A 25,747-nucleotide genomic window follows, 5' to 3' on the forward strand; every position below is an offset into this window, starting at 1 on the left:
CTCTTTGCTTCAGAAAGGATTTGTTGGATGTATGGATACGAATTGGTTCATAGAAACTGTAAGGCCTCATCCAAGAGTTTTGTTCAATGAGGGAGAAATATCCGAAATTAAGTCTCGCCTAAATGCCAATGGAACAGGGAGTACCATCCGTTTTGACGAGATATGGAGCAGTGTGGAACTTCTTGCTGAGGAATATTTCAGTGAACGGGAATTTTCTGTTCACTATCCCAGCTGCAATGTGGTACTAGACATCCCACTGCCCCTTGTTCAGCTTGAACCTGTTGGGGACCCGCCTGGCTATATAGATTTTCCATTTTGGACCATGTACTCCAGGGCAATCGAAGAGAGGATCAAGGTTCTGTCATTTGCTTACGGAATGACAGGGGAAGAGCGATTTGCCTTAAAGGTTAAGGAATATCTTTTGTCTATAACAAAATTTGCGAAGTGGTTTGAATTCGGGGACAGAGGAGCGGAAGGCAATTTAAGCATTGCCCATTTCACAATAGGTATGGCTATAGGGTATGATGCTATCTTTACTACTCTTACGAACGAAGAAAAACAAATAATTGAACATACGATTTTTCAAAGGGGACTTAAGCCTCTCGAAATAGATTTTCTGAATTTTGATAGCCATAATATTATTGCATCAAAGCGTGTTGCGATGATGATTGGCTCGCTGGCGATTCTAGATGACAGCAACCATGATGAAATAAATCCATTTCTGACAAATTCATTTGGGTATATTAGCAGGTACCTGGACAATCGGCTGAGTGATCCCGAGATTGAGGGCTTGTTATATTTGAACGTCGCTGCCCGACATATTTTGCTGGCAGCTGACATTTTGAAACGGTCAACCGGAAACGACGAGCTTATCAAACATGACTATTTCCGACACCTTCCCGATCTTTTTATTTATTTGCTAGGTACGGGAAATAAGCCGGGTTTTGTCAATTTCTCGGACTCCTTTTATGATCTTGATCTATATTATTTAATGTCAGTACTTGCATCCAACACAGGTAACAGATTATCAAGCTGGTACATTCATCGATACTTTGAACCGAAATTCGATATATTAATAGATTTGAAAAAAGTACCGGCGCCGGTTGAGCCTGAGAGTTTCTACAAGGGCCGTCCTTCAAAGGTATTCCCGCTTATTGGCTGGGCTGCTTTCAGAAGCGGATGGAAGCAAGGAGACCATTTTCTTGCGTTTTCGTCGAGCCAGTCTGCAAAGGACCATAACCATTATGACCAGAACAACTTCATCCTGCATGCTGCAGGTGAATGGCTTATTACAAATCCTGGCTATCAGGACTACGTGGAAGGTCCGAGGAGGGAATTCACCCTGGGAACGATTGGCCATAACAGTATGCTTGTTGACGGCAGAGGCCAGATACAAAGAGGCGGAGGCAATTTAACAGAGTGGTTTACTTCCAAGGACTTCTCTTGTGTCATCGGGGAAGCAGGCGATGCTTATGATAAAGGAATTATGCAGTGGGAACGGAAAATAATCCACCTGGATAGGCGATATTTTCTCATTGTTGATAGGGCCGTTAAGAAAAAGAAGGATAGCAGACTTTCCTTCCTGTACCATACCCCAGCAGCCATTCAGGCTGGGGGGAAGGAATTACATCCACGGGATGAGACATCAGAAAACACGATACGGTTTATTGGGGAGCAGGCAGCAGTGGCGCTAACCATATGCTATCCGCCAGATACCGCTAAAACTATCAGCCAGTATCCGGGAGCTGAGAGGTATGGATCCTGCCTTGAAGTGTCAGTGAATGGTTCCAATGAAGTTGACTATCAGGTTGTTTTGATTCAGCCAGAGGATGTTCATGGTGCTGACGGAAACCGATTAACCTGCCGTGTCATCCATTCAGGTGCAATGTTCGAATTGAAGGTGGAAGATGCGTCCCAGTCGCTTATCGATTACATGTTGACCAATGAGGACCGGTCTACTGCTTATCAATCATCCAGAGATAAAATAGTAGAGTTAATGGGTGAACAGGGATGGGTTTCACTCAGGCAAGGAGATGCTGAACCTTTAAAATACACCTTGATAAATGGCAACCAATTACTAGTGAATAAAACTGCTGTTTTTCACGCCAGCGGAATTGTTTGTGTATCCGTCCATTTCCATGAAGCGGGAGCAACGGGAACGGTGGAAGCAAAGCAGCGGACAAAGGTTTCTTTTCTTATCAGCGAACCTTCAAGGGTAATCATCAATGGTGCTGTAGCCGAAGCAAACCAGTTTGTTTTCCTTCCGGAAACAGGGGAGCTAGTGCTTGATTTGCCTGAGGGTAGAAGTGAAATTGAGATAATTAGGTAATCTGGCATATTGGAAAACTCTGAGTAAAATAGGATTATATTTTCAAGTGTCCTATTTGAGGTGGATGTGTGGAAAGGGTGCAGGAGGATGGAATTTACAGGATGGAAGGGAAGTTTATACCGCTTCGGAAATTGGGGAATGAAGCTGGCTTACCTTAATATCGTATGGCTGGCGGGAATTGCCCTGGGAGCAGGGATTGTTGGCTTTTTCCCTTCCACTGTTGCCATGTTTTCAGTGATTCGAAAATGGCATATAGAGGGAAATCTTGACGTACCTTTGTTTTCACATTTCAAGGAGGAATACCGCAGAGAATTTTTAAAATCGAACGTATATGGGTATTCGTGGGTCATCATTGGAGGAATCCTGTATGTAGACCTTCAATTCTTCCGGGGAATTCCCGCTTTATGGTCAACCATTCTTGCCTATTTCTTTTTTTTACTTGGCGCAGTCTATCTTGCAGCTCTTCTTTTTGCTTTTCCTGTTTATGTCCAGTTTAAATTAACTATTCTTCAATACATAAGGAACACGGTTCTAATCACCGTATCCAATCCATTATATTCTGTTTTTATGGCTCTGGGATTTTACTTCCCTTATTATTTACTGATGAAAATCCCCGGGCTGCTTCCTTTTTTTGGGGGGAGCTTAATTGCCCTTCCCTTAATGTTTCTCTCATGTCGTCTCTTTGAACTTCTAGATAAAAAAGCCTGGGAGTAGAAAAAATCACATGATTCATAAAATAAGCATTGAATTTTCATAAAATTTGTATTATTGTTTCATTATAAATACATGTCGTATACATGTATTAAAGAGACGATGGCAATTGATAAATACATAGGAAAGGGGAGTTGGATATTGGAGGTAAAGAAAAGCTCAGAACAAAATCCTTCCCTAGTCATTCAAAATAAACCACAGCGTGACACCAAATTGAGCAAACTTAAAAACAAACTATGGCGCGACCGATACTTGATCTTGCTGCTTCTCCCAGGAGTTTTGTTTTTCTTGATTTATCGCTATATTCCAATGGCCGGCCTTTTACTGGCATTTAAAGACTACAGCCCGTTTCGCGGCTTTGCAGACAGCCCTTGGGTGGGCATGAAATATTTTAAACTTATTTTTGAAGATCCCGAGGTCATCCGGGTAGTATGGAACACCTTACAAATTTCATTGCTCCAAATCATATTCGCCTTTCCAATTTCCATTTTGCTTGCCCTAATGCTAAACGAATTAAGAAGCCAGGTATACAAAAGATTCCTTCAGTCCATTGTCTATATGCCACATTTTCTATCATGGGTAGTCGTAGTAGGTATTACCGTCATCTTTTTAAGAAGTGAAGGGATTGTCAACAATTTTTTGAATGATGCATTTAAAATGGAAGCGCTTCCCTTCTTAACTGACCCTGCCTGGTTTAAACCTTTAATAGTATTACAGATTATTTGGAAGGAATCGGGCTGGGGAACTATCATTTTCCTTGCAGCCCTTTCTGGTATAAGCCCTCACCTGTATGAAGCAGCGGTGATGGATGGCGCGAACCGCTGGAGGCAAATATGGCATATCACTCTCCCTGCATTGAAGAGCACGATTATCATTCTATTAATCTTGCGTCTGGGAACCGTGATGGACAGCGGGTTTGAACAAATCTTTTTGATGCTCAACCCCTTCAATATGGAATCTGGCAATGTCCTTGATACATTTGTGTATTTTAAGGGGATTCAACAGGCTAATTATAGTTTTGCCACAGCCGTTGGTTTATTCAAGGGAGTTATTGGATTGATTTTGGTAGTACTCGCTAACAGGCTTGCCAAGCGGTTCGGGGAAGAAGGCCTATATTGATATGAAATGGAGGGAGTTGCTTGTATAAAGGAACAACGGGTGAAAAAATCTTTGACGGTGCAAACAATATTTTACTTCTCATTATTGCCGCAGCTATGGTATTACCTTTTCTCTATATATTTGCAGTCTCATTTTCAACTTTGAGCGATTTCCTGGAGAATGACTTTTTTCTATGGCCAAAGGAATGGGTAACGGATGCCTATACATATATTCTTGGCTCCGATCAATTCATCCGTTCTATCTTTGTAACGATTTATATTACAGTAGTGGGAACATTTGTAAACTTGTTTTTTACATCAACAATGGCTTATGCTTTGACCCGAAAGATATCTGGGCAACGGATTCTCCTCTTCCTGGTTCTTTTTACAATGTTATTTTCTGCCGGTATGATTCCAACCTACATGATTGTAAAGGAAACTGGTCTGCTTAATACTTGGTGGGCCTTGATAATCCCTGTAGCAATCAGTCCATACAATTTAATTATCATGAGACAGTTTTTTATGGGAATTCCTGAAGAGCTGACAGAAGCTGCAGTCATTGATGGGGCAAATGATTTGCAAATATTTGCTAAAATCATATTGCCATTGTCCAAGCCTGCAATTGCAGCCTTTGGTCTCTTTTACGCAGTCAGCCACTGGAATAGCTACTTTACCGGAGTATTGTACTTGAGTGATCCGGCAATGTGGCCCATCCAGGTTATCCTCAGACAAATTGTTATAGTTAACGAACCCAATGCCGCTCTTGGCGGCCATGAAATGATGGAATCCTTGCCGCCGCCTGAAACGGTTCAAATGGCAGCAATTCTTTTAGCTACCGTTCCAATTTTAATTGTGTATCCGTTTCTTCAAAAACATTTTGCAAAAGGGGTGATGCTGGGATCTGTAAAAGGCTGATTTTCTATGTGAGATGCCACTAGTCTAAAAATGTTATTACCCATTGAAAATATGAACCGGAGGGGTTAATTTGAGAAAAAAGGATCTTTTATCTGGCTTGTTAATTCTAGGTCTCAGCTTTACGGCAATTGCTTGCAGCTCGGATGAAACAAAGGGCGAGAGTGACAAAAAAGATGATAAGGAAACCGCTATTGACCCGTTTGATCATAGCGAGAAATATACGATAACTGGTATGACATGGCGTTTCGGTGATCCGCCTCCAGCAACAAGCCCGGGCCTTGATATGATTAATGAACGTTTTAATGTAGATTACAAGCCGGAAATTATCCCGCAGGCAGACTATGCAGAAAAATCCTCCGCAGTTGTTGCTTCTGGCAGCATGCCGGATCTAATCGGCTTTACCGCTGATGACCCAAGGTTTTACCAATGGGCTCAGGAAGGGGCTTTTCTGCCGCTTGATGACTACCTGAAACACTATGATACTCTTGGGAAAATTCCTGATCATGTTTATGATTCTTTTAAAGTAAATGGTAAGGTTTATGGAATCCCTCGTTATTCAAACCCTTACCCGTTAACACCAATCATCCGAAAGGATTGGCTCGATAACCTTGGATTGAAGGTTCCTACAAGCTATAAGGAGCTTGAGGACGTTGCGGTAGCTTTCACGAAAAATGATCCGGATAAAAACGGCAAAAATGATACGTATGGCCTTGCAATTGGAGAAGGAATTAACCCGAACTACAATATGGGGGCCTATTGGGATGCTGACGCATGGTACCATCAAGATAAGGACGGGAACTTCATCCCCGGAATTATTTCGGACGGCCGTAAAGAAGTGATCCAATTCTTTGCCAATCTGTATAAGGATGGGGCCATGACGAAAGATTTTGCTGTACTGAACTGGGCCGATACCAATAATGAATTTTACTCTGGAAAAGCTGGTATTTTTGTTGCTGGCGTATCCGGGATGAGTGAAGATTACTTGACTGGATTAAAGAAAATTCAACCTGATGCCGAGTTCGTTGCCCTGCCGCCATTTAAAGCACCAGATAACTCACAGGGCTTTACAATGGGATCTGGCTATTCAGGTATATTGGCACTGAATGCAAAGCTTGGTGACGACGAAGGAAAAGCCTATAGGGCTCTAGAAATGGTGGATTTCGGAAAGAAATTTTTCCCGCTGGACCAAAAAACACCGGATAACGCTGATTTCGATTGGATGTGGGGGAAAGCAGGCACTGGTTACAACATGGAAGGCAATGCAGCAGTCCGTGTTGAAACTTTCTCTTCTGAAGGGCTGGCACCATCTACATATTTCCTGGATAACAGGGAACATGTTCCTTCAGATGCAAACGTGGTATATGCCGATGATTACAAAACTCCTGAAATGAAGGCACTGGTTACCTCCCTGCAGGAAATCTATGAGTCTCATAATATGTATATTAATCCGTCCCATGGAGTTATTTCGAACACGAGTCAAGAAAAGGGTGCCGACCTAAAGCAGTTCATCATGAACGAACAAGCGAAAATGATTGCAGGCCAAAGACCGGTATCAGACTGGGATAAACTTGTGGACGAATACATGCAGCGTGGTGGCAAAGCTATTATTGATGAAGTAAACAAAGGAATCAAAGAGAAGGGCTATAAAGAGCATAAATGGGAGTAGGAGCTTGAGTATGCTTAAGGAAGAGCTCCAATAATTCAAGGTTAGAAGCCCGGCAGATTAATCATATCTGCCGGGTTTTCCGGTTTAACTTTTAATGTCTTAAGTTTCTAATGTTATTCGTAACAACTGTAGTTATGCCCCCACTATTTCAGGAAAAAGGCTTTAACCGCCAACCTGACAGCTAAAAACATAAACTTCCCTTCCTGCGAGTAAGCTAGTTTCTAAATTATTGTTGGCGGTAAAAAGTACAACTCCTCTGAGTATTAGAAGTACTATGCGCTACAACCGGCACTTTGTGGCTATGTGGATAAGCCTCCTGGTAGTTTTCTCTAGTATACTCATAGAATCACTAGCCATATAACAGGAAAAGCGGGCCAAAGCCCGCTTTTTTAATCTGCCTGAGAAACTCTGCCGCTTAGCGGTTTTGCACTGAAGTATTCGAGAGCTTCATTGATTTGGTGGATGTCGTATATATGGTGTTCAATGAAATATCTTACAATCAGGTCAGAAGTATCGCTATCTGATAGGGAGTAACCAGCGGAACTTAATAGCTCTTCAATTTCATCTTCATTTAGTTCAAGTGCGAGTGCAAGTGCGATCACAGTATTCTTTTTAGGCCTGTAATTTAAGTTGGAACGGATTTTCGAGAAATGGCGGCGATCAATGAGGGCCTTTTTATAAATCTCGGAATCTGCCAATCCTTTTTCATCAATAAAAGAAAAAAGGACTTCTCTTAACGACTTCTTACGGTTGCCCTTGATGAAATCTTCAATTTCGAGCGGAGAGATGTTTTGAAGAACCCGTTCACTCTCATAAGATTCCTTCGAACTACTAGAATCGTCGAACATTCTGATTTGTTGATGTTCAAGCAGGTATTCCTGCAGTTCCTGCAAAAGAGATTGAGTAAGCATCCGCCAAGTCCTCCAATTGTCGCCTCTCAAGCGACCATATAATCGATTATTCAGTTTACTATTATATCAGAAGCAAAAAGGAGGATGATGGATAGTGAACAAGAATTTAACCGAAATCATTTTTTTATTGGACCGAAGCGGCTCAATGGCCGGGCTAGAGAGCAATACAATCGGAGGCTTCAATTCATTTATCAAACGGCAGGGCAGTCTCGAAGGAGAAACGCGTTTAACGACGGTGCTCTTTGATGACAGTTATGAGGTCCTTTGGAATGGGATTCAAGCACAAAACGCTATCCTGACACACAATGAGTATTATGTCAGAGGAACCACAGCCCTTTTGGATGCAGTAGGAAAAACAATATTGGATGTAGGCAGCAGGCTTGCGGGAACCCCGGATGAACAGCGGCCCGGAAAGGTTATTTTTGTGATTACGACAGACGGCTTTGAAAACGCAAGCCGTGAATTTACCTATAAAAAGGTAAAGGAACTGATCAATCATCAGCAGAAGAAATACAACTGGGAGTTCATTTTTATGGGTGCCAATATCGACGTCACAAAAGAAGCCGATAACCTTGGCATTCAAAAGGAAAATGCCTATACGTTTGAAGCATCCGAAGCTGGCGTGGAAAAGATGTACAACGAAGTCTTTTATGCTGTTTCCGAGGCTCGTATAAAGGAATAAGCAATTCCAGCCCGTGGCTTTAAGGCCCGGGTTGTTGATTTCTATAGACCTAATAAATTCTTTCCCTGAGCATGCCCGATTGTGTAAGTTAGAGTATGGTTAATTTATAAGGGGTTTTTAATCAGGGAGGTAAGATATATGGTCTATCAAGCAAGTGAACAGCGATATGATTCAATGGTTTATAACCGCTGCGGGCGCTCAGGGGTGAAGCTGCCAGCAATTTCATTGGGTCTTTGGCATAATTTCGGCGGCATGGATGTTTTTGAAAACGGGCGGTCTTTGATACGTAAAGCTTTTGATCTTGGAATCACCCATTTCGATCTTGCAAACAACTATGGACCTCCCCCAGGATCCGCTGAAGAGAACTTCGGGCAGATATTAAAAAAGGATTTTGCTTCTTATAGGGATGAAATGATTATTTCAACAAAAGCCGGCTATACGATGTGGCAAGGCCCTTATGGCGACTGGGGTTCGAGAAAGTACCTCGTTTCAAGTCTAGACCAAAGCCTGAAAAGAATTGGCTTGGACTATGTCGATATTTTCTATCATCATCGCCCAGACCCTGAAACCCCGCTTGAGGAAACGATGATGGCACTTGACCATGTTGTCAGGCAGGGGAAGGCGCTATATGTTGGAATCTCAAACTATCGTGCCGAAGAAGCGAGGAAAGCAATTTCCATTCTTAAGGAACTTGGAACTCCACTTTTAATTCATCAGCCATCCTACTCCATGTTTGACCGCTGGATTGAGGGCGGACTTACAGACTTGCTGCAGGAAGAAGGTGTCGGGTCGATTGCATTCGTTCCCCTTGCACAAGGTTTGCTGACAAACCGGTACTTAAATGGGATTCCTTCTGATTCCAGGGCCATGAAACCAAAGAGCTTCTTACAGGAAAGCGATGTTACAGAGGAAAAGCTGGAAAAGGTAAGGAGTTTAAACGAACTTGCATCAGAACGAGGCCAATCACTTGCCCAGATGGCTTTAGCGTGGGTGCTGTGGGATGGAAAAATAACTTCGGCATTGATTGGAGCCAGTAAGGTAAGTCAGCTGGAGGAAAATGTGAAGGCATTGCAAAACCTAAAGTTCAGCCCGGAAGAGCTGCATAGAATAGAGAGCATATTAAAATAAGGTTACAAAAGCAATTTTTAAAAAGGGTTATGCATTTTTTTTATAGGCTTCAATTAAAAGCTTTTGTTCATGGAAATTTCCTATTTGCACCGCATATATATTTATTAGGAGGCGAGGCAAATGGAAATTTTAGCGTACGTGCTGCAAGGACTGTTGGCTGCCATGTTCTTAATGGCTGGTTCAGGGAAGATTACAGGATCCAAAATGCATGTCGATAACTTTACGCATTGGCGCCTGCCGCAATGGTTCAGGGTTGTAACTGGGCTGGTTGAAGTGGCGAGTGCTTTGGCGTTAATTGTTGGCTATTGGCATCCAAGCTGGGCTGCAGCAGGTGCACTCCTCCTCGGAATAACTGGGATTGGTGGAGTCGTGACCCACTTAAGGGCAAAGGACCCTTTTAAGCAAACCGTAACAATCCTTGTTCTTGGGGTGTTAGCATTTGTTCTTTTATACATCCGCTGGTCAGACTTATCCAATTTTCCGGGATTTTAATTTCACGACAAAAGGAACGGCTTCCCGTTCCTTTTTGCTTCATGCATACACAAATATAGCTTTTCGCAACAATAGTTGCTATTATATCGGGTTTTTCTACGTCTAGCTCCAGCACCTATCGCCTAGTGTACTTCGTTCCCCTCGTTACGATAAGTCAACATCGATTCACTTGCGCTTTTGTTTTTATAAAAGTGATAAACAAATGGCTCCCGTAGCAACTCCAAGCAAGGCTCCAGCCAGTACGTCCGAAGGATAATGGAGACCAAGAAAAACCCTTGATAGTCCAACTAAAAATGCCAAAGGGATAAGAAAAAGTGAAAGGACAGGAAACTGGATGGATAGCGGTGTTACAACCGAGAAGACTGCAGTCGTGTGTCCGGATGGAAACGAATGATCCTTTAAAGGGTTTTCAGGTATTAACGCTCTTTCAAGTGCCAGGTAAGGGCGTTTGCGGGGGAAGAGTTTCTTGATTATATAAACGGGCAGATGGCTTAATGCAAGTGCCCATGCGCAGGCTGTAGCTGCAGTAGCAGCTTTGCCTGTTGTAAAAAACAGGAGAAATAGTACGGTTCCGATTGTAAAAGTAGCGCCGCCAAAATGGGTAATCAATCCAATCCATTTACTCATGATTTTATGCTCGAAATGGCGATTGATGCTATAGAAAAGCTGACACTCAAAGTCGTAACAGGTCTGAATGAATTTTGTCATACTGATCAACCCTCCATAATCTCAGTTTCCTTCATTATAGAGGACTAATACTCTTTACTTTTTAACTAGAGGTTAAAAGATTGTAAAAGTTTATTATATAGAAGTAAAAGAGTATGACCCTGACCAAATCCCCTATTTAAGTATTGTAAAATCTGCCAACGGTGGACTATAATCGGTAAGACAAAGGGGGATAACTCAGGATGATTCATCGTTTTTTTACATACTACAAACCGCATAAGCGGTTATTCATTATTGATTTCACATGTGCAGTGATTGTCGCATTGCTTGAGCTTGCATTTCCGATGGCAGTCCAATGGTTCATTGATAAACTGCTGCCGGGTCAAAACTGGAATGCCATTGTCGGTGTTAGCATCGGGCTATTGCTTTTATATGTTTTAAGCACTTGCCTTCAATATATCGTCAACTACTGGGGCCATAAGCTTGGTATCAATATTGAAACGGATATGAGGCAGGAGCTTTTTCAGCATGTCCAAAGACAATCCTTCCGCTTTTTTGATAACACAAAGACAGGTCATATCATGAGCAGAATAACAAATGACTTGTTTGATCTTGGCGAGCTGGCCCATCATGGTCCCGAGGATTTATTTATTGCGGCGATGACCTTCGTTGGCGCATTCTGGATAATGCTTACCATTAATGTAAAACTGGCCCTTGTCATCATGATGATTGTACCGTTCCTCATCTGGCTGATGTATTATTCAAACAAGAGGATGAATGCGGCATGGAAAAACATGTACAGCAACATTGCGGATGTTAATGCCCGGGTCGAGGATAGTGTCGCTGGAATTCGCGTCGTTCAGTCGTTTACGAATGAAGATTTTGAGATTGAAAGATTCAAGAAAAATAACCGGAAATTCCGCCTCGCTAAATTAACTGGCTACAAAGTTATGTCGTTTAGCCTTGCGGGCATGTATTTTTCAACCAGGATTATGGTCTTGATTGTTCTTGTTTATGGAGCGTGGCTTAGCTTTACTGGTACGATGACCTATGGAGAACTGGTTGGGTTTGTCTTATATGTAAATGTTCTGTTCAAACCAATTGACAAGATTAGTGCCATTCTCGAGCTTTATCCTAAAGGAATGGCTGGTTTCAAACGGTTTACCGAGCTGATCGATCAGACTCCCGATGTAATTGATGTCGAGGATGCAATTGAAGTCAGCAGCCTAAATGGAAATATAGACTTTACCAATGTGACCTTCAGCTATGATGACAATAAACCGGTATTAAAGGGAATTGACCTTCAGATTCGCCATGGTGAGACGATTGCCTTCGTTGGTCCTTCTGGAGCAGGTAAAACAACTATATGTTCATTAATACCACGCTTTTATGACGTCAACGGCGGTTGTATCACAATAGATGGAATTGATATCCGCAATATGACTAAAAAGTCTTTGCGTTCCCAAATCGGTATCGTTCAACAAGACGTCTTTCTGTTTACCGGGACGCTTCGCGAGAATATTGCCTACGGTTCATTGGATTCAACCCAGGATGATATTGAGGAAGCTGCACGCAGGGCGCATCTAAAAGATTTTATTGCGGGTCTCCCCGAAGGCTATGAAACCCAAATCGGTGAGCGCGGCTTGAAGTTATCAGGCGGCCAGAAACAGCGGATTGCCATCGCAAGGATGTTTTTGAAAAACCCGCCAATCCTCATTCTTGATGAAGCCACTTCCGCCCTTGATACAGAAACAGAGCGGATTATCCAAAGGGCACTGAATGAATTGGCGAAGGATCGTACGACTCTTGTCATTGCCCACAGGCTGGCAACAATCCGCAATGCAGATCGAATTATCGTCGTCACAGAAGACGGAATTGCCGAAGAAGGTACTCATACAGAACTGATTGAGCGGGGTGGCATTTTTGCCAACCTCCATAAGGTACAATTTGAAACAATTACTTAATGAATGAAAGTGTCAGGATTTATTGAAGCTCCTGACACTTTCTACGTTATTTACGGCGCAGGCCTGATATTTTGTCAACAAGGCGCATACACTGTTTCTTTATTGAAAATTGCCTATAGACATCTTTTTGAAAAAGAGTAATATAGGTTTGTATGTTTTCAACTTGAAGGTCCGATTGAATTAATTGTGATTGTTCTTCGGGCTTTAGCTCTATGTAAAACAATGGGCTTTGCGGGACTAATCATCAGTGAAAAATCCTGCTGAAGGAGGATTCGCCTTATCTAATAAATGCGCTAAGCTGCGTGTTGAAAGAAGGGGAAATGTAATGCAGGCAGCACAGAAAAAGGCCTTTATCGAGCCTGGCCTATTTACCTTAACATGGCCGATATTCATAGAATCATTTTTATATATTTTAATGGGCAGCACCGATACCTTTATGCTTGCTTATGTTTCGGATGAAGCAGTTGCGGCTGTTGGTGTCGCGAATCAGCTGGTTTTCTTTGCTATTCTGGTATTCCAGTTCGTGGCGACTGGGACGACAGTGCTCATCTCGCAAAATCTGGGGGCAGGGCTCATCAAGGAGGCCAGGAGTATCTCTGGTGTTTCTATTTCCTTGAACCTCATTTTTGGGCTTGTTGTCAGTTCATTGGTTGTCTTATTCAGGGATCAATTTTTAAGTCTATTTCAGCTTACTCCGGAAATCCATGTGCTTGCAGAACAATATTTGCTGATTGTCGGTGCAACTCTGTTTTCCCAGGCTTTGCTCGTAACAGTGTCCTCAATTCTACGTGCGAATGGTTTTACAAAAGAAGCTATGTTTATTTCTGTTTTAATGAACATTATCCATCTTATAGGAAACAGCTTGTTCATTTATGGCTTGTTCGGGATCCCTCAGCTTGGTATCCAGGGTGTTGCCATTTCAACTGCACTTAGCCGATTGATTGCTGTAGGGCTTATCTTTTGGATTATGTATAAACGCCTGCCTTTCAAAATTAGACAGAAGGATTATACCAGCTTCAATCTCTCCTATATTAAAAAAATCCTTAGGATTGGCATCCCGTCTGCTGGTGAAAACCTTATGTATAATACAAGCCAAATGGCAATGACTGCAATTATTGCCCTTATTGGCGCGATGGCACTCACAACCAGGGTATATACATGGAATATTATGTCCTTCATGATGCTGTTTGGCATGTCTCTGGGGCAGGGGACGCAAATTCTGATTGGCTATAAAGTTGGTGCTGGGGATTTTGACGGTGCATATCGACGCCTTTTGAAAAGTCTTAGGCTGAGCCTGATGTTGACGATTGTCTCGGTTATTCCGATTGTTTTGATAAGGGAACCGCTTTTAGGCATTTTTACTGACAATAATGCTATTATCCAGGAAGGAGCTAAGCTTTTGCTGCTTTGCCTTATCCTGGAGCCAGGGCGAACATTTAATATGGTAATTATCAGTGCACTCAGGGCGGCTGGGGATGTCAACTTCCCTGTTAAAATGGCTTTCCTGTCAATGTGGGCAATAAGCGTTCCATTAGGTTACTTCCTGGGAATTACAATGGGCCTCGGCCTCTCAGGCATTTGGATCGCATTTATATTTGATGAATGGTTCCGGGGAATCATCATGTACTTTAGATGGAAAAGCCGGGTCTGGGAAAAGAAAAGCTTTGTTGATCATTCCATACAAACTGTTAACACGTGAAACCACTGAAAAGTGGTTTTTTTTTATAGCAGCTAAAATTGAGCATCCTGGGAGAAAAACCTTCTAAAATGCCTATTCTATCAACAGTAACAAGCAGATAGGAATAGTTTTCTATAACTTAGATAGTGAAAAACACTAAAATGCAAGAAAAATAGAAAGATGGAAATAATAAAAAATAAAATTTTGAACAAATTGTTACCGGTTTCACTTTTTTCTTGCAAACGTATACAAGGGATGCTAGTATACTAGTATAACAAGTGAGGGGGGAATTTCTAATACCCGAAATTCTACTAGCAATTTAAAGAATGATTGCAGCCGGGTTAACTAATAACTAATAGAGAAATTAACCTTAGGTGTTTAAAAAGGGTATACTGCAATACTAATTCTTCATTTCTATTTAAGCTTCACAGGATTCAAAAAGCACTTTTATAGAACACATTCTTATTTTGAGGTGAGAAACATGAGTGATAAAAAAGTTCGCCCATTCGGCATGAGAGACAAATTAGGTTATTTGTTTGGTGATTTCGGGAATGATTTCTTCTTTATTCTTGTAGCAGCATTCTTAATGGTATTTTATACAGATGTTTTTGGTTTGAATCCAGCAGCAGTCGGGTTGCTATTCACGATTGCGCGTTTGTGGGATGCCTTTGCTGACGTAGCATGGGGCCGCTTCATTGATACGAGGAAAGCAACTAAAAACGGGAAATTCAAGCCTTGGATTTTAAGGATGTCAGTTCCCCTCGTTGTTTCCGGTGTCCTTATGTTCGTAACCATTCCTGGACAATCTGATGGTTTTTATCTTGCTTATGCTTATGTAACCTATATCGTTTGGGGAACATTGTATTCAACTGTTAACATCCCTTATGGTTCAATGGCTTCTGTTATTACAGCTGATCCTGTTGAGCGTACTGCATTATCAAGCTGGAGAACCGCTGGTGCTCAAATGGCTGGTTTAGTTATCAACGTAGTTGGACCAATGATTCTATTTGTTAACAATAAGGCTGATGCGGATCGTTTCCTATTAGGTGCGCTAATTTTTGGAGGCCTTGCAATTGCTTGCTACCTTGCTTGTTACTACATGTCAACAGAACGTATTGTTATGGACGAAACGTCAAAACCAAAAACAAACATGAACAAAACCATGAAAGGACTTGTGAAAAACAAGCCGCTAATGGTGTTCCTTGTAGCCGCTTTAACATTCATGATTGTATTTATGCTTATTGGTACTGTAAACGTCTACTTGTTTAAGAATTACTTCGAAAATGCTAAAGCCTTAAGTATAGTTGGACTTCTTCAATCATTGGCAGTATTTGTTGCTATGCCATTTGTTGGTCCGCTCGTTAAGAAATTTGGTAAAAAAGAAGTTGCTTCTGGCGGCTTATTGGTAGCAGCTGTTGTATACTTTATTCTGTATTTGCTTCCAAACGTTACAGCAACGACGTTTATTGCCATCCTGACAGTTGCTATGCTTGGTTACGGTGTCTTCAACCTTGTTGTTTGGGCTTTCGTTACTGACGTTATCGACTATCATGAATATTTAACTGGCCTTCGTGAAGATGCTACAGTTTACTCTATCTATTCCATGGCACGCAAAATTGGCCAGGCTGTAGCAGGTGGTGTTGGTGGTGCTGCAATTGCAGCAGTTGGCTATAATGCGAAGCTTGGTGAACAATCAGCTGAAACTCTTTCAGGAATTCATACTCTTGCTACCTTAGTTCCTGCACTTACATTCATAGCTGTATTCCTAATCATGGTATTCCTATATCCATTGAATAAAAAGCGCACTCTTCAATTGGCTGAAGATCTAGCTGCAAAGCGCGCAGGGAAATAATAGTCATAATAGGAAGATAGTTGCCATTGTGTAACTATCTTCTTTCATAATAGTAATGGCTTGTTAAAAATTATACATGTATGCTAGTATACAAATGAAAGCCTATACAATAGATAGGACAGTTCAAAAGAGATGCCTAAATGGTATAGTGGTCCGAGTGGCCGGAAAACCTATTTTGAGCAATCTTATTTGAACGTTAATTTGTAAAGGAGTGGACAACATTGACAAAGGTAGATTTAAAATCAGTACCTTATAACCTCACTGATGAGGACATTAAATGGGTTAAAGAAACCATTGGATCCATGACTCTAGAAGAGAAAATTGGACAGCTATTCGTAAACATGGGTTCAAGCCGTACAGAAGAATACTTGACTGAAATGGTTAACAACTATCATATTGGGGCTGTTCGTTATAACCCTGGAAAAGCAGAGGAAGTATACGAGCAGAACAGGATTCTTCAAGAAAAAAGTAAAATTCCTTTGCTGATTGCTGCAAACACTGAAGCAGGCGGGAACGGTGCTTGTACAGATGGCACCGAAGTCGGCGTGGAAGTTAAAATTGCTGCAACGAATGATCCTAAATGGGCTTATGAAATGGGCCGTGTTTCTGGTGTAGAGGCATCAGCAATTGGCTGTAACTGGAGTTTCGCACCAATCGTAGACATTAACTATAACTGGCGCAACCCTATCATTTCTACTCGTTCTTTTTCCTCTGATCCAGATAAGGTTCTAGAAATGAGCCTTGCTTACATGAAGGGTATTCAGGAAAGCGGAATCGCTCCTGCTGCAAAACACTGGCCTGGAGACGGTATTGACGAGCGGGACCAGCATCTATCTTTCAGCGTAAATAGCCTTTCAACTGAAGAGTGGGATAATACTTTCGGTAAAGTTTACAAAGGTTTGATCGATGCAGGCCTTCCATCCATCATGGCTGGACATATCCACCTGCCATCCTATGAGAGACACTTTAACCCTGATATTAAAGATGAAGAGCTAATGCCAGCTACTCTTTCGAAAGAAATTACAACTGACTTGCTGCGAGGAAAATTAGGCTTTAACGGTGTTGTGGTAACAGATGCGAGCCACATGCTTGGCCTGACAGGTGCAATGAAGAGGAGCGAACTGCTTCCTACTTCCATTGCTGCTGGCTGTGACCTGTTCTTGTTCTTCAATGATCCAGATGAAGACTTTGGTTACATGATGGACGGATACAAAAATGGCATCCTTACCGACGAGCGTCTTGAAGAAGCACTAACTCGTATTCTTGGCTTGAAAGCTAAGCTCGGACTTCATAAGACTGCTAAAACCGAAATTCTTCCTCCAAAAGAAGAAGCTCTTGCTAAAATTGGCCTTCCAGAAAACAAAGCATTGTTCAAGGAAGTAGCTGACAGAGCCATCACTTTGGTAAAAGACAAGCAGGATATCTGGCCAGTTACTCCTGAAAAATACAAGCGTGTACTATTGGTAGATGTAAAAGGTGTAGCAGGCGGATTCGGCGCGTTAATCGGAAGCAAAGAAAAAGCTGTCGATATCATGAAGGAATTGCTCGAATCACAAGGCTTCGAAGTAACAGTTTGGGAATCGACAGAAGAGAGAATCATGAAGCTTCCTGAAGAAGAAAGAGGAGCAGCGATCGCCAATGTTTATGCTCAGAAGCGTCCTATTACCGAGTTGACAGATAACTATGACCTTGTTATCAATATTGCAAACGTTAATCCAGGAACCGTACAAAGAATCGTATGGCCGGCAAGTAAAGGTACTCCGGATATTCCATTCTATGTACATGAATTGCCGACTATCTTTGTATCTGTTCAATACCCTTACCATTTGGCAGATGTTCCACAAGTTAAAACATACATCAATACGTATGACAGCAGAAAGCAAACACTAGAAGTACTAGTAGATAAGCTGATGGGCAAATCCGAGTTCAAAGGTGAAAGCCCAGTAGATGCATTCTGCGGTTTTATTGATACAAGGATTTAATAAGTTTTGTTCTAGGTAATTATATTTAAGGATCATTCCTCAACTGGTTGGGTGAATGGTCCTTTTTTATAAGAAATACGATTGAATATTGGTTTTTTAACAGAAAGACAAGATATTTAGGTAACTTATTGTTTGATTTACGGGAGAATGCTATCATTGGTTATAGCAATGGTATATAAAATGGGGAGTGCAAAAATGCATGGTTACACTATCACCTAGGCTGCCTGGTGAAAATATTAAGGAATATTCATACCGAGTAATTAAGGATTCCATTATGTCACTCGAGCTTGAACCAGGGAAGTCAATTAGCGAAATAGAATTGGCTGAAGCTCTTCAGATTTCAAGAACTCCTATCAGGGAAGTGCTAGCAAAACTTCGTGAGGAACATTTGGTCGAGGTATTTCCGCAAGTAGGAACGTATATTTCTAAAATCAAGCCTCAGCTAATAATGGAAGCATCCTTTATGAGATTTACTTTGGAACGGGAAATTCTTAAGCTTTCTTGTGAATCCTTTCCCATCCCGAACCTTTTTGATTTGAAAAAGAATGTAGCGCTTCAAAAGGAATTGGTTGGACAGAAAGGGTCCGAGAGGGAGTTTCATAGACTGGATAAAGAATTTCACAGAACTATTTTTGAAGGAAACCAGAAAGAAAATGTCTGGGCTGCCATTACCCGAATTAGCACTCATTATAATAGAATAAGGCTATTATCCGAGATGCAGCATAATTTTGATGATGCTATTGCCCAGCATGAAAGAATTGTGGAGATTATTGAAAATAAGGAATGTGAATCTGTAGAGGAAATTGCCAGACGACACATACTGGAACCAATGCCTCTTTGGGAAGATTTGTTCAGGGATAATAGCCCTTATTTGAACTACTTTGAACTGCCAACATCAAGACCGGTATTCCTATAAAAGGAGTTCCGGTTTTTTATATATACTGAGAACCAATATATCAATTTCGTACCAAGGATATTCCAAAGAGCAGTTGTGCAGGAAATTAAGTGCAATATGACCCAAAAAGGGATGCCGATTTACTTCATGCCTATCCGAAACCTATTTTTCTGTGGAGACTGGTGTGAAGGTGAAGGCCAATTATCCGAACTCTCATTCTCTAGCGCCTATAAAGTAAGTGAGCTTGTATTAAACAGTCTCGCTACTTCAGCAGCCGTGCGGTAACCTGTTTGAAATTAAATATTAAAACAGCCCAATAAAAATTTATTGGGCTGTCCACATTTTTACACGCGTAACCTCGCTGAGCCAACAAGAAAAAATATCCGACGACTAAGTTTCATTACTCTTCCGGAAGTCAGAAGGCGCTCTTCCAGTAATTTTTTTAAATGTATTGCTAAAATAGGCTAAATCCTGGTAACCGAGGCGCTCGGCAATCTCGGACATCCTTAGCGACGTTTGCTTCAATAGCCGTTTTCCTTCCTCAATTTTCAGTTCAGTTATATAGTCAACAAATTTCTTGTGAGTCTGTTGTTTGAATAATTGGCTGAGATAACTTGGGTTCATATGGACATTTCTGGCCGCATCCTTTAAAGAAATCTCTCCCAGCGGTGTTCTTTTTATATAGTCCATAACTTGTTCAATTGTTGAGGAAGGAAGCTCAGGATCCAATTTTATCAATGGTTCTTTTTCAACAGTTTGCTGTAACTGCCTATCAAGCCATCCCTTCAGGCATTCGCGAAGCTCCGTTTCCTCAATGGGTTTCTGAAGATAATCCACGACTCCGGACCTTAGTGCCTGTTGCACAAACTGAAATTCATCATGCACGCTAATAACGATAATATCCACATCTGCATTTTGGCCCCGCAGTGCCTTGATTAAGGTTAAACCGTCCATGACGGGCATTCGGATATCTGTCATGATTAAATCGGCATCATGCTCTTTCAACCAGTCTAGGGCTTCAAGTCCGTTGGTGCATTCATGGACAATTTTCAAAGGCAGATTCAGCTTGGTTATCGTCCAGGCTAACGTTTTCCGAACATAGCGCTCATCATCAACCAACAATACTTTTTTCAAGCAAATCCCCCTCGCTCTGTTTTTGCATGGGCAGATGAATGGTTACCTGGGTACCATTCCCCTTGGCACTGTCAATCTTAATACCATATTGGGATCCAAAAATATATTGAATCCGTTGATGTACATTGATGATGCCAATGTGATTCCCATCGAGGGAAGGCAGATTTTGCTTAATCTTTGCAGTCAGCTTTTCAAGCTTTTCTTTATGGATACCTGCTCCAGTATCACTAATTTTTATTGCAAAAGAAAAATCATTTACTCGGATTACTGATAGTTGAATTTTAATTTTTCCGACATCTTCTCCGAAACTATGGACAAAACAATTTTCAACGAGTGGCTGCAGGGAAAACTTTATGACCTGAAGGTCAACTGCCCACTTTGGAATGGTAACCTCATATTCAAATCTATCCTCAAAACGAACCTTCTGAATTTGCAGGAACATCTCACAAAACCTGATTTCTTCACCAAGTGTGACAGTAGCAGAATTGTTTCGCAAATTATAACGAAGCAATTTTCCTAAAAGCAAGGACATTCTTGCAATGTTTTCCTTGTCCTCCTCAAGTGCCATTCCCCTGATGGTTTCTAAAGAATTGTAGAGAAAGTGAGGATTCATTTGGGACTGAAGCATTTTAATTTCTATTTCCTTTTGCTTAAGGGAAAGCTCGGCTTCCCGAAGCTTCGATACATAAACCTCATCAAGCAACTTGGATAATTTCGATACTGTCTTATTAAAGCCATGGGTCAGTTGGCCAATTTCATCATTTGATTCTACACCGACACTGCCGCTGAGATTACCGATTTCCACGTCTTTCATAAATTGCTGAAGTTTGCGGATGGGCCGGACCAGCCGCTTTGAGAAAAGAAACCCAATGGTGTAAGCAAAAAAGAGGGCTATTAAAATCGTAGTGGTAATAACCATAGCAATTTCTTTATTGCCGCCAGTCAATTCATCGTAGGGGACGGCCGTGAAGAAGCTCCAACCAAGATTTGATGAGTGGGAATAAGCTATAAAATCTTCCCGGTCATTATCCAATAGGGTGGAACCGCTGCCATTTACATATAGAAGTTCCTCGTATTCGATTCTTTTCCCCAGCTTTGTAAAATCAGGATGATAAACATAATGCCCTTTAGAATCCAGGATAAAGAAAGTACCAGTTTTACTTACGGTGACCATATCAGAGATTTCCTTGATTCTTTTGAAGTTAATATCAATAATAAGCATCCCAACCGGCTTAAGGGTTTCCGGATTATAAAGCCGCCTTATAAGCGAGATTACAGGAATCTCCTGATCCTTAAGTTTAAGGGTCCGGCTAACAAGCAATACCATTCCGTTGTTAGGAACAGAGTGGAACCAATATTCATCCTTCATCTTAGTAACCGGATAATAATTTCGGTCTTTTAATGTATCGACAACAAATCCATTATCCATATACACAGTGATATTCGTGATATCAGCTCTTGAGTATTGTGCCTCTTTGAGAACATGCCGAACAGGTTCAGCTGAGTATCCAAGATATCCTCTATAGATGGATGTGCTTTTTAAATAAGGAATAAAGACTGAAGAATTAATGATTTTCAAACTCGCTATTTCAAAATCATGCATATAATTTTCAATTTGCATTTCAACCTGATAAATGATTTGCCTGCTTGAACGTCTAGTTTCCTCTTCCAGGTGTATGGCGGAGCTGTTATAAGAGGCAATGCCGACCGAGAGCACAGGTAAAATAACTAGAATAGTAGAAAAAACACCGAGCTTAATCATAAGTGGCTGGTTCTTTAGGAGAATGTATCGTTCGACTATTTCTTGAACATGCTTCCAACTTTTCTTCATTGCAGCACCATCCACTTATATACTAGTATACATAAGATTATGTTCTTCATTTTAATGCAAAAAACCTGACTGGTAAACAAAAGATTTACCAGACAGGCTACTTATTTTTTAACAAAGAAGAATATTTTTACTATTTATAAAGTGCGGATGTGTCCAGCTCCACAAGTAAATTAGATGAATTAACATTCGCGAGACAGGATTTCTATGCCTGCCGTAAAAGCACTCACGCTTTTCTTGTTACTTTGCATCTTCCACAGCTTTAAACAGGTCAGGGAAGTCTTTGCCGAAACCAGCCTGAACGTCTTTTACTGCATCTTTCCAAGGAGTTACATCTTCCACTTCAGTGATTGTTACGCCAGCATCTTTTACTTTGGAAAGTGACTTTTCTTCATATTGAGCCCAAGCTTCCCTTTGTGTTTCTACAGAGTCTAGCGCAGCTTTTTTAATAATTTCCTGGTCTTCCTTGGAAAGTTTATCCCAGGCAGCCTTGCTGATCAGCAGCACTTCAGGTACGCGCTGATGGTGATCCATGATAAGGTGTTTCGCTTCCTGATAATGGTTTGCTGAGTCAAAGCTTGGCAGGTTGTTTTCGGCGCCGTCAATGATACCGGTTTGCAAAGCAGAGAATACTTCCCCGTATGGCATTGGAGTTGCGCTGGCTTTTAAGGCTTCCATCATTGCGATGTTCATGGTGCTTTGTTGAACGCGGATTTTCAAACCTTTAAGGTCTTCAACACTCTCCAATGGCTTAGTAGCATAGAAGTTTCGGGAACCAGAATCATAGTAAGCCAAGCCTTTCATTTTGGCAGACTCTAATCCGTCGAGCAATTTCGTGCCAGTTTCGCCATTTAGAAACTTCCAAAGGTGTTCTTCTGTATCAAACAAATAAGGAACGGAGAAAACAGTGAAATCTTTATTGAATTCGGAAAGTGGGCTTGCGTTTACACGAGTGAACTCAATTGCACCAAGTTGAACCTGTTCAAGAACTGATTTCTCATCACCAAGCTGCCCTGATGGGAAGACTTCAATTTTAATACGCCCATCGGTTCTTTCATTCACAAGATCTGCAAACTTTTGATCACCAATGACGGTTGGGTAATCAACGGGCTGGTTGTCGGCAAGGCGGAAAGTGTATTCAGGTCCCTTGGATTTTTCGCCTTCAGTTGAGCTGCTCTTTTCCCCGCTAGAGCAAGCGCCCAAGAGGGAGCCTGCAATTAATACAGAAGCCAAGCAATAAGCAAATTTACTTTTTTTCAAAATTCAACGCCCCTTACTCTTATTTTTTATAAGTAACACTTTTCCCAAATTAGTTAGCCAGCATATTTGGAAGCCACATAACTACTTCAGGGATGTAAGTGATAATTAACAGAACGACAAGCAATGCGTAGAAGAAAGGCATCATACCTTTTGTTGATTGTTGAATTGATATTTTTCCAATTGCCGACCCAACGAAAAGCACGGTCCCGACCGGTGGTGTCAAAAGGCCAATTCCGGCATTTAGTATCAGGACAATTCCAAAATGGACTGGATCCATGCCGAAGCTTGTAACAACCGGCAGCAGGATTGGAGTCATGATTAATATCATTGGTGCCATATCCATTGGAGCTCCAAGCAGTAGAAGCAGAATATTGATGATTAACAGGATGATTAGCGGATTATCTGAAATGCTCAGGAACAAGTCTGTTACCATAGACGGTATTTTCAAATATGCCAGGATCCAGCCGAACGAAGCAGAAGCGGCAATCAGGAAAAATACCATTGAAACTGTTCTCATTGTTCTTTTTAAAATCGGCACTATCTTTGAAAATGGAGCATCGCGATAGATTCCGAATGCAAGAATGAAAGAATAAATGCATGCTAGAGCGCCAGATTCAGTTGCAGTGAACCAGCCTGTCATAATACCGCCGAGAATGATGACTGCAGGGCTTAACGATAAGAACCCGTGGATTAGCACACTTGCCCATTGCCTTCTTGGAATCGGATCGGCTTTCTGGTAGCCGCGTTTTCTTGCAATGATATAACCAGTAATCAATAAAGCAACCAGCATAATGAGACCAGGAACGACACCAGCCATAAATAGGCTTGCGATTGACACCCCGCCTGCTGCCAGTGAATAAAGGACCAGGTTGTGGGATGGAGGTACAACAACGCCCTGAATGGCGGACGCTATCGTTACGCCGACTGCATAATCGGCTTCATATCCATTCTTCTTCATCATCGGAATCATGACGGAACCAACGGATGATACATCAGCAACCGCGGAACCGGAAATGTTTCCGAAAAACAATGAGGCCACTGAACTGACCATTGCCAGCCCACCGCGGATTCGTCCGACCATCAAGCTGGCCAGGTTAACAATCCGTGTGGCCAGGCCGCCTTCACTCATGATCTGACCTGTCAAAATGAAGAATGGTATAGCGAGCAAGGAAAAGGAATTCATTCCTTGAACCATTTGCTGCCCAATGACTGGAAGCGGGACTTGCAGATACATAACTGTTAACAGTGATGAGATGACGAGTGTTAATGCAATTGGGAAGCGAAGTATGATTAGCAGGACAAAGCTTGTTAAAAGAATAATTATGGCAATTGTGTTTGTATCCATGCCTAGAGGCCCTCCTCCAAATCTTTATATCTGGATGTGTTTATTTTGAATAATTGCAGCAGGGAATACGCACAGATCATGATACCGGAGATCGGCATAGCCAAATACGTAATACTGCTAGGGAGTTTGGTTGCCGGCAATGTTGAATCAAGCATTAGTACCGTGAAGTCCCAGCCCTGGATGACAAGATACGCTCCAAAAGCAAAAGTGCTCAGGTGAATGACCTTATCCCAGAATTTGTTGAATGCTTTACCGAGGAATTCTGTGAATGAATCCACACCCATATGAATGTTTTCGCGAAACCCAATCGCGATTGCCATAAAGGCGAACCATACAAGCAGCAGTAAGGTAATCTCTTCCGACCAGTAGAAAACAAAGTTAAACAATTTCCTTGTCACGACCTGAGTGGATACAACTGCTACCAGCCCCAATAATGAGGCCAGGGCGAATTTTTCGAAAAGAGAATCAATAATAAGTCCTATTCTTTTGAGAATTTCCACTTAGCTGCCTCCTTTAGAAAGCGTTTTCAATCTTACCCTTATTATAATTTCAATTCTTAAATTTTAATGATGGACATTTTTTAGGTGAATTTGTGATTTTTTTATAAATTATCAGGAGTATGTCATCCTAATAGGATTTATAGGATAACACATAAAAGGGTTTGTGCTTGTCTGCTTTTCACTCCCCTAAGGAAGTTATTATTGCGCGAAATTAAGCGTTACATAATTGAGGATGTTGAGGATTTTCGAACAAGTTTTCGCGCCTTCCGCTCAAACCAACAATTAACACAGCTTTTTAGAAAAAACTGATTGTAGGGTGCACTAAGTAGAGCGAGACTTTTCCATTGGAATGAACTTTGTCCCAAATCGTCCAAAAACTGTCCTGTATCCTTCAGGAACTGTCCTGTATTTTGAAAAAGTTGTCCTGATTCTATAAAAAGTTGTCCCGATTCATAATCGGTCTCTTCTAGATAGTAGGTTAGCCTCTTTTAAGGTTAGAAATCGCTTGAAAAGGGGGTCAGTATGGGGTGAAATTTCCACTAATTTCATCCGAGAAAAAAGTTCGTTAAAAATAAACATTATAACTAGCATTAAACTTTGATGTATGCTAGTATACAAGTGTATATGAAAGGCGTTTCAAAATGGAAAAAGTTTTCGTATAGGACGCAGGTTGTTATGCACACTAAGATTAGTTAAAAGTGCCTGCGGGATA

General features: G+C 41.4%; 20 protein-coding genes. 13 read left to right on the plus strand and 7 right to left on the minus strand.

The genetic code is table 11. From position 1 onward, the window contains the following. Positions 1–31 precede the first annotated feature (31 nt). From TY16_RS05570 to TY16_RS05590, 5 genes are all read left to right on the plus strand, one after another. On the plus strand, positions 32–2,329 hold the full coding sequence (locus TY16_RS05570) for a heparinase II/III domain-containing protein (RefSeq protein WP_155922153.1): 2,298 nt from the start codon (positions 32–34) through the stop codon (positions 2,327–2,329). An 87-nt stretch (positions 2,330–2,416) separates the two neighbouring features. Then, positions 2,417–3,043, plus strand: a complete 627-nt coding sequence (locus TY16_RS05575) for a YesL family protein (RefSeq protein ID WP_043930802.1) — start codon at positions 2,417–2,419, stop codon at positions 3,041–3,043. Positions 3,044–3,223: 180 nt separating this feature from the next. Then, positions 3,224–4,159 carry an ABC transporter permease gene (locus TY16_RS05580; RefSeq protein WP_043934529.1) on the plus strand — a complete coding sequence of 312 codons (936 nt, stop codon included), beginning with the start codon at positions 3,224–3,226 and terminating at the stop codon, positions 4,157–4,159. 20 nt (positions 4,160–4,179) lie between these two features. After that, on the plus strand, positions 4,180–5,052 hold the full coding sequence (locus tag TY16_RS05585) for a carbohydrate ABC transporter permease (RefSeq protein WP_043930804.1): 873 nt from the start codon (positions 4,180–4,182) through the stop codon (positions 5,050–5,052). A 70-nt stretch (positions 5,053–5,122) separates the two neighbouring features. Further along, positions 5,123–6,718: an extracellular solute-binding protein gene (locus tag TY16_RS05590; protein ID WP_043930805.1), complete on the plus strand. Its 1,596-nt coding sequence runs from the start codon at positions 5,123–5,125 to the stop codon at positions 6,716–6,718. Between the two features lie 389 nt (positions 6,719–7,107). Here TY16_RS05590 and TY16_RS05595 read toward each other — a convergent pair whose 3' ends face one another. After that, positions 7,108–7,629, minus strand: coding sequence for a hypothetical protein (locus tag TY16_RS05595; protein WP_043930806.1), 522 nt, complete (start codon positions 7,627–7,629; stop codon positions 7,108–7,110). Between the two features lie 94 nt (positions 7,630–7,723). Here TY16_RS05595 and TY16_RS05600 point away from each other — a divergent pair, with 94 nt between their 5' ends. The 3 genes from TY16_RS05600 (at position 7,724) to TY16_RS05610 (ending at position 9,931) form a co-directional block, all read left to right on the plus strand. Next, positions 7,724–8,311 carry a vWA domain-containing protein gene (locus TY16_RS05600; RefSeq protein WP_043930807.1) on the plus strand — a complete coding sequence of 196 codons (588 nt, stop codon included), beginning with the start codon at positions 7,724–7,726 and terminating at the stop codon, positions 8,309–8,311. 138 nt (positions 8,312–8,449) lie between these two features. Then, the gene (gene mgrA / locus TY16_RS05605) at positions 8,450–9,439 is read left to right on the plus strand and encodes an L-glyceraldehyde 3-phosphate reductase (protein ID WP_043930808.1); all 990 of its coding nucleotides are present in this window, start codon (positions 8,450–8,452) and stop codon (positions 9,437–9,439) included. A gap of 120 nt (positions 9,440–9,559) precedes the next feature. Beyond that, positions 9,560–9,931, plus strand: coding sequence for a DoxX family protein (locus tag TY16_RS05610; RefSeq protein WP_043930809.1), 372 nt, complete (start codon positions 9,560–9,562; stop codon positions 9,929–9,931). A gap of 183 nt (positions 9,932–10,114) precedes the next feature. Here the strand turns inward: TY16_RS05610 and TY16_RS05615 are convergent, their stop codons facing one another. Beyond that, positions 10,115–10,639, minus strand: coding sequence for a phosphatase PAP2 family protein (locus TY16_RS05615; protein ID WP_043930810.1), 525 nt, complete (start codon positions 10,637–10,639; stop codon positions 10,115–10,117). Between the two features lie 200 nt (positions 10,640–10,839). Between TY16_RS05615 and TY16_RS05620 the strand changes: the two genes are divergently transcribed. The 5 genes from TY16_RS05620 (at position 10,840) to TY16_RS05640 (ending at position 18,989) form a co-directional block, all read left to right on the plus strand. Next, a complete protein-coding gene (locus TY16_RS05620) occupies positions 10,840–12,561 on the plus strand; it encodes an ABC transporter ATP-binding protein (RefSeq protein ID WP_043930812.1) in 1,722 nt (573 codons plus the stop codon). 325 nt (positions 12,562–12,886) lie between these two features. After that, positions 12,887–14,260 carry an MATE family efflux transporter gene (locus tag TY16_RS05625; RefSeq protein WP_043930813.1) on the plus strand — a complete coding sequence of 458 codons (1,374 nt, stop codon included), beginning with the start codon at positions 12,887–12,889 and terminating at the stop codon, positions 14,258–14,260. 460 nt (positions 14,261–14,720) lie between these two features. After that, entirely contained in the window at positions 14,721–16,091 is a 1,371-nt protein-coding gene (locus TY16_RS05630) for an MFS transporter (RefSeq protein WP_043930814.1), read from the plus strand. 221 nt (positions 16,092–16,312) lie between these two features. Next, complete coding sequence (locus TY16_RS05635; RefSeq protein WP_043930815.1) at positions 16,313–18,073, plus strand: glycoside hydrolase family 3 protein; 1,761 nt, start codon at positions 16,313–16,315, stop codon at positions 18,071–18,073. A 199-nt stretch (positions 18,074–18,272) separates the two neighbouring features. Then, entirely contained in the window at positions 18,273–18,989 is a 717-nt protein-coding gene (locus tag TY16_RS05640; protein WP_043930817.1) for a GntR family transcriptional regulator, read from the plus strand. Between the two features lie 369 nt (positions 18,990–19,358). On the opposite strand, the gene TY16_RS05645 is transcribed toward TY16_RS05640, so the two are convergent. The 5 genes from TY16_RS05645 to TY16_RS05665 all read right to left on the minus strand — a co-directional run bounded on the left by TY16_RS05645 (position 19,359) and on the right by TY16_RS05665 (position 25,035). Beyond that, positions 19,359–20,102 (minus strand): response regulator transcription factor, encoded by a 744-nt coding sequence (locus TY16_RS05645; RefSeq protein WP_043930819.1) that lies wholly within the window; start codon positions 20,100–20,102, stop codon positions 19,359–19,361. After that, entirely contained in the window at positions 20,080–21,933 is a 1,854-nt protein-coding gene (locus TY16_RS05650; protein WP_043930820.1) for a sensor histidine kinase, read from the minus strand. The genes TY16_RS05645 and TY16_RS05650 overlap by 23 nt, the downstream gene beginning before the upstream one ends. A 237-nt stretch (positions 21,934–22,170) precedes the next feature. Further along, positions 22,171–23,190 (minus strand): TRAP transporter substrate-binding protein, encoded by a 1,020-nt coding sequence (locus TY16_RS05655; protein ID WP_155922154.1) that lies wholly within the window; start codon positions 23,188–23,190, stop codon positions 22,171–22,173. Between the two features lie 49 nt (positions 23,191–23,239). After that, positions 23,240–24,535 (minus strand): TRAP transporter large permease, encoded by a 1,296-nt coding sequence (locus TY16_RS05660; protein WP_043930822.1) that lies wholly within the window; start codon positions 24,533–24,535, stop codon positions 23,240–23,242. 2 nt (positions 24,536–24,537) lie between these two features. Continuing rightward, entirely contained in the window at positions 24,538–25,035 is a 498-nt protein-coding gene (locus TY16_RS05665; RefSeq protein ID WP_043930823.1) for a TRAP transporter small permease, read from the minus strand. Positions 25,036–25,747: the final 712 nt, after the last annotated feature.

This window comes from Bacillus sp. EB01 (assembly GCF_000613125.1).
GTDB lineage: Bacteria > Bacillota > Bacilli > Bacillales > Cytobacillaceae > Bacillus_D.

Excerpts from the sequence above, each read along its gene's own strand:
- TY16_RS05570 (WP_155922153.1), top strand. The coding sequence starts at position 32 with ATGGATACGAATTGGTTCATAGAAACTGTAAGGCCTCATCCAAGAGTT.
- TY16_RS05575 (WP_043930802.1), top strand. The coding sequence starts at position 2,417 with ATGGAATTTACAGGATGGAAGGGAAGTTTATACCGCTTCGGAAATTGG.
- TY16_RS05595 (WP_043930806.1), bottom strand. The coding sequence starts at position 7,629 with ATGCTTACTCAATCTCTTTTGCAGGAACTGCAGGAATACCTGCTTGAA.
- mgrA (WP_043930808.1), top strand. The coding sequence starts at position 8,450 with ATGGTCTATCAAGCAAGTGAACAGCGATATGATTCAATGGTTTATAAC.
- TY16_RS05610 (WP_043930809.1), top strand. The coding sequence starts at position 9,560 with ATGGAAATTTTAGCGTACGTGCTGCAAGGACTGTTGGCTGCCATGTTC.
- TY16_RS05615 (WP_043930810.1), bottom strand. The coding sequence starts at position 10,639 with ATGACAAAATTCATTCAGACCTGTTACGACTTTGAGTGTCAGCTTTTC.
- TY16_RS05620 (WP_043930812.1), top strand. The coding sequence starts at position 10,840 with ATGATTCATCGTTTTTTTACATACTACAAACCGCATAAGCGGTTATTC.
- TY16_RS05625 (WP_043930813.1), top strand. The coding sequence starts at position 12,887 with ATGCAGGCAGCACAGAAAAAGGCCTTTATCGAGCCTGGCCTATTTACC.
- TY16_RS05630 (WP_043930814.1), top strand. The coding sequence starts at position 14,721 with ATGAGTGATAAAAAAGTTCGCCCATTCGGCATGAGAGACAAATTAGGT.
- TY16_RS05640 (WP_043930817.1), top strand. The coding sequence starts at position 18,273 with ATGGTTACACTATCACCTAGGCTGCCTGGTGAAAATATTAAGGAATAT.
- TY16_RS05650 (WP_043930820.1), bottom strand. The coding sequence starts at position 21,933 with ATGAAGAAAAGTTGGAAGCATGTTCAAGAAATAGTCGAACGATACATT.
- TY16_RS05660 (WP_043930822.1), bottom strand. The coding sequence starts at position 24,535 with ATGGATACAAACACAATTGCCATAATTATTCTTTTAACAAGCTTTGTC.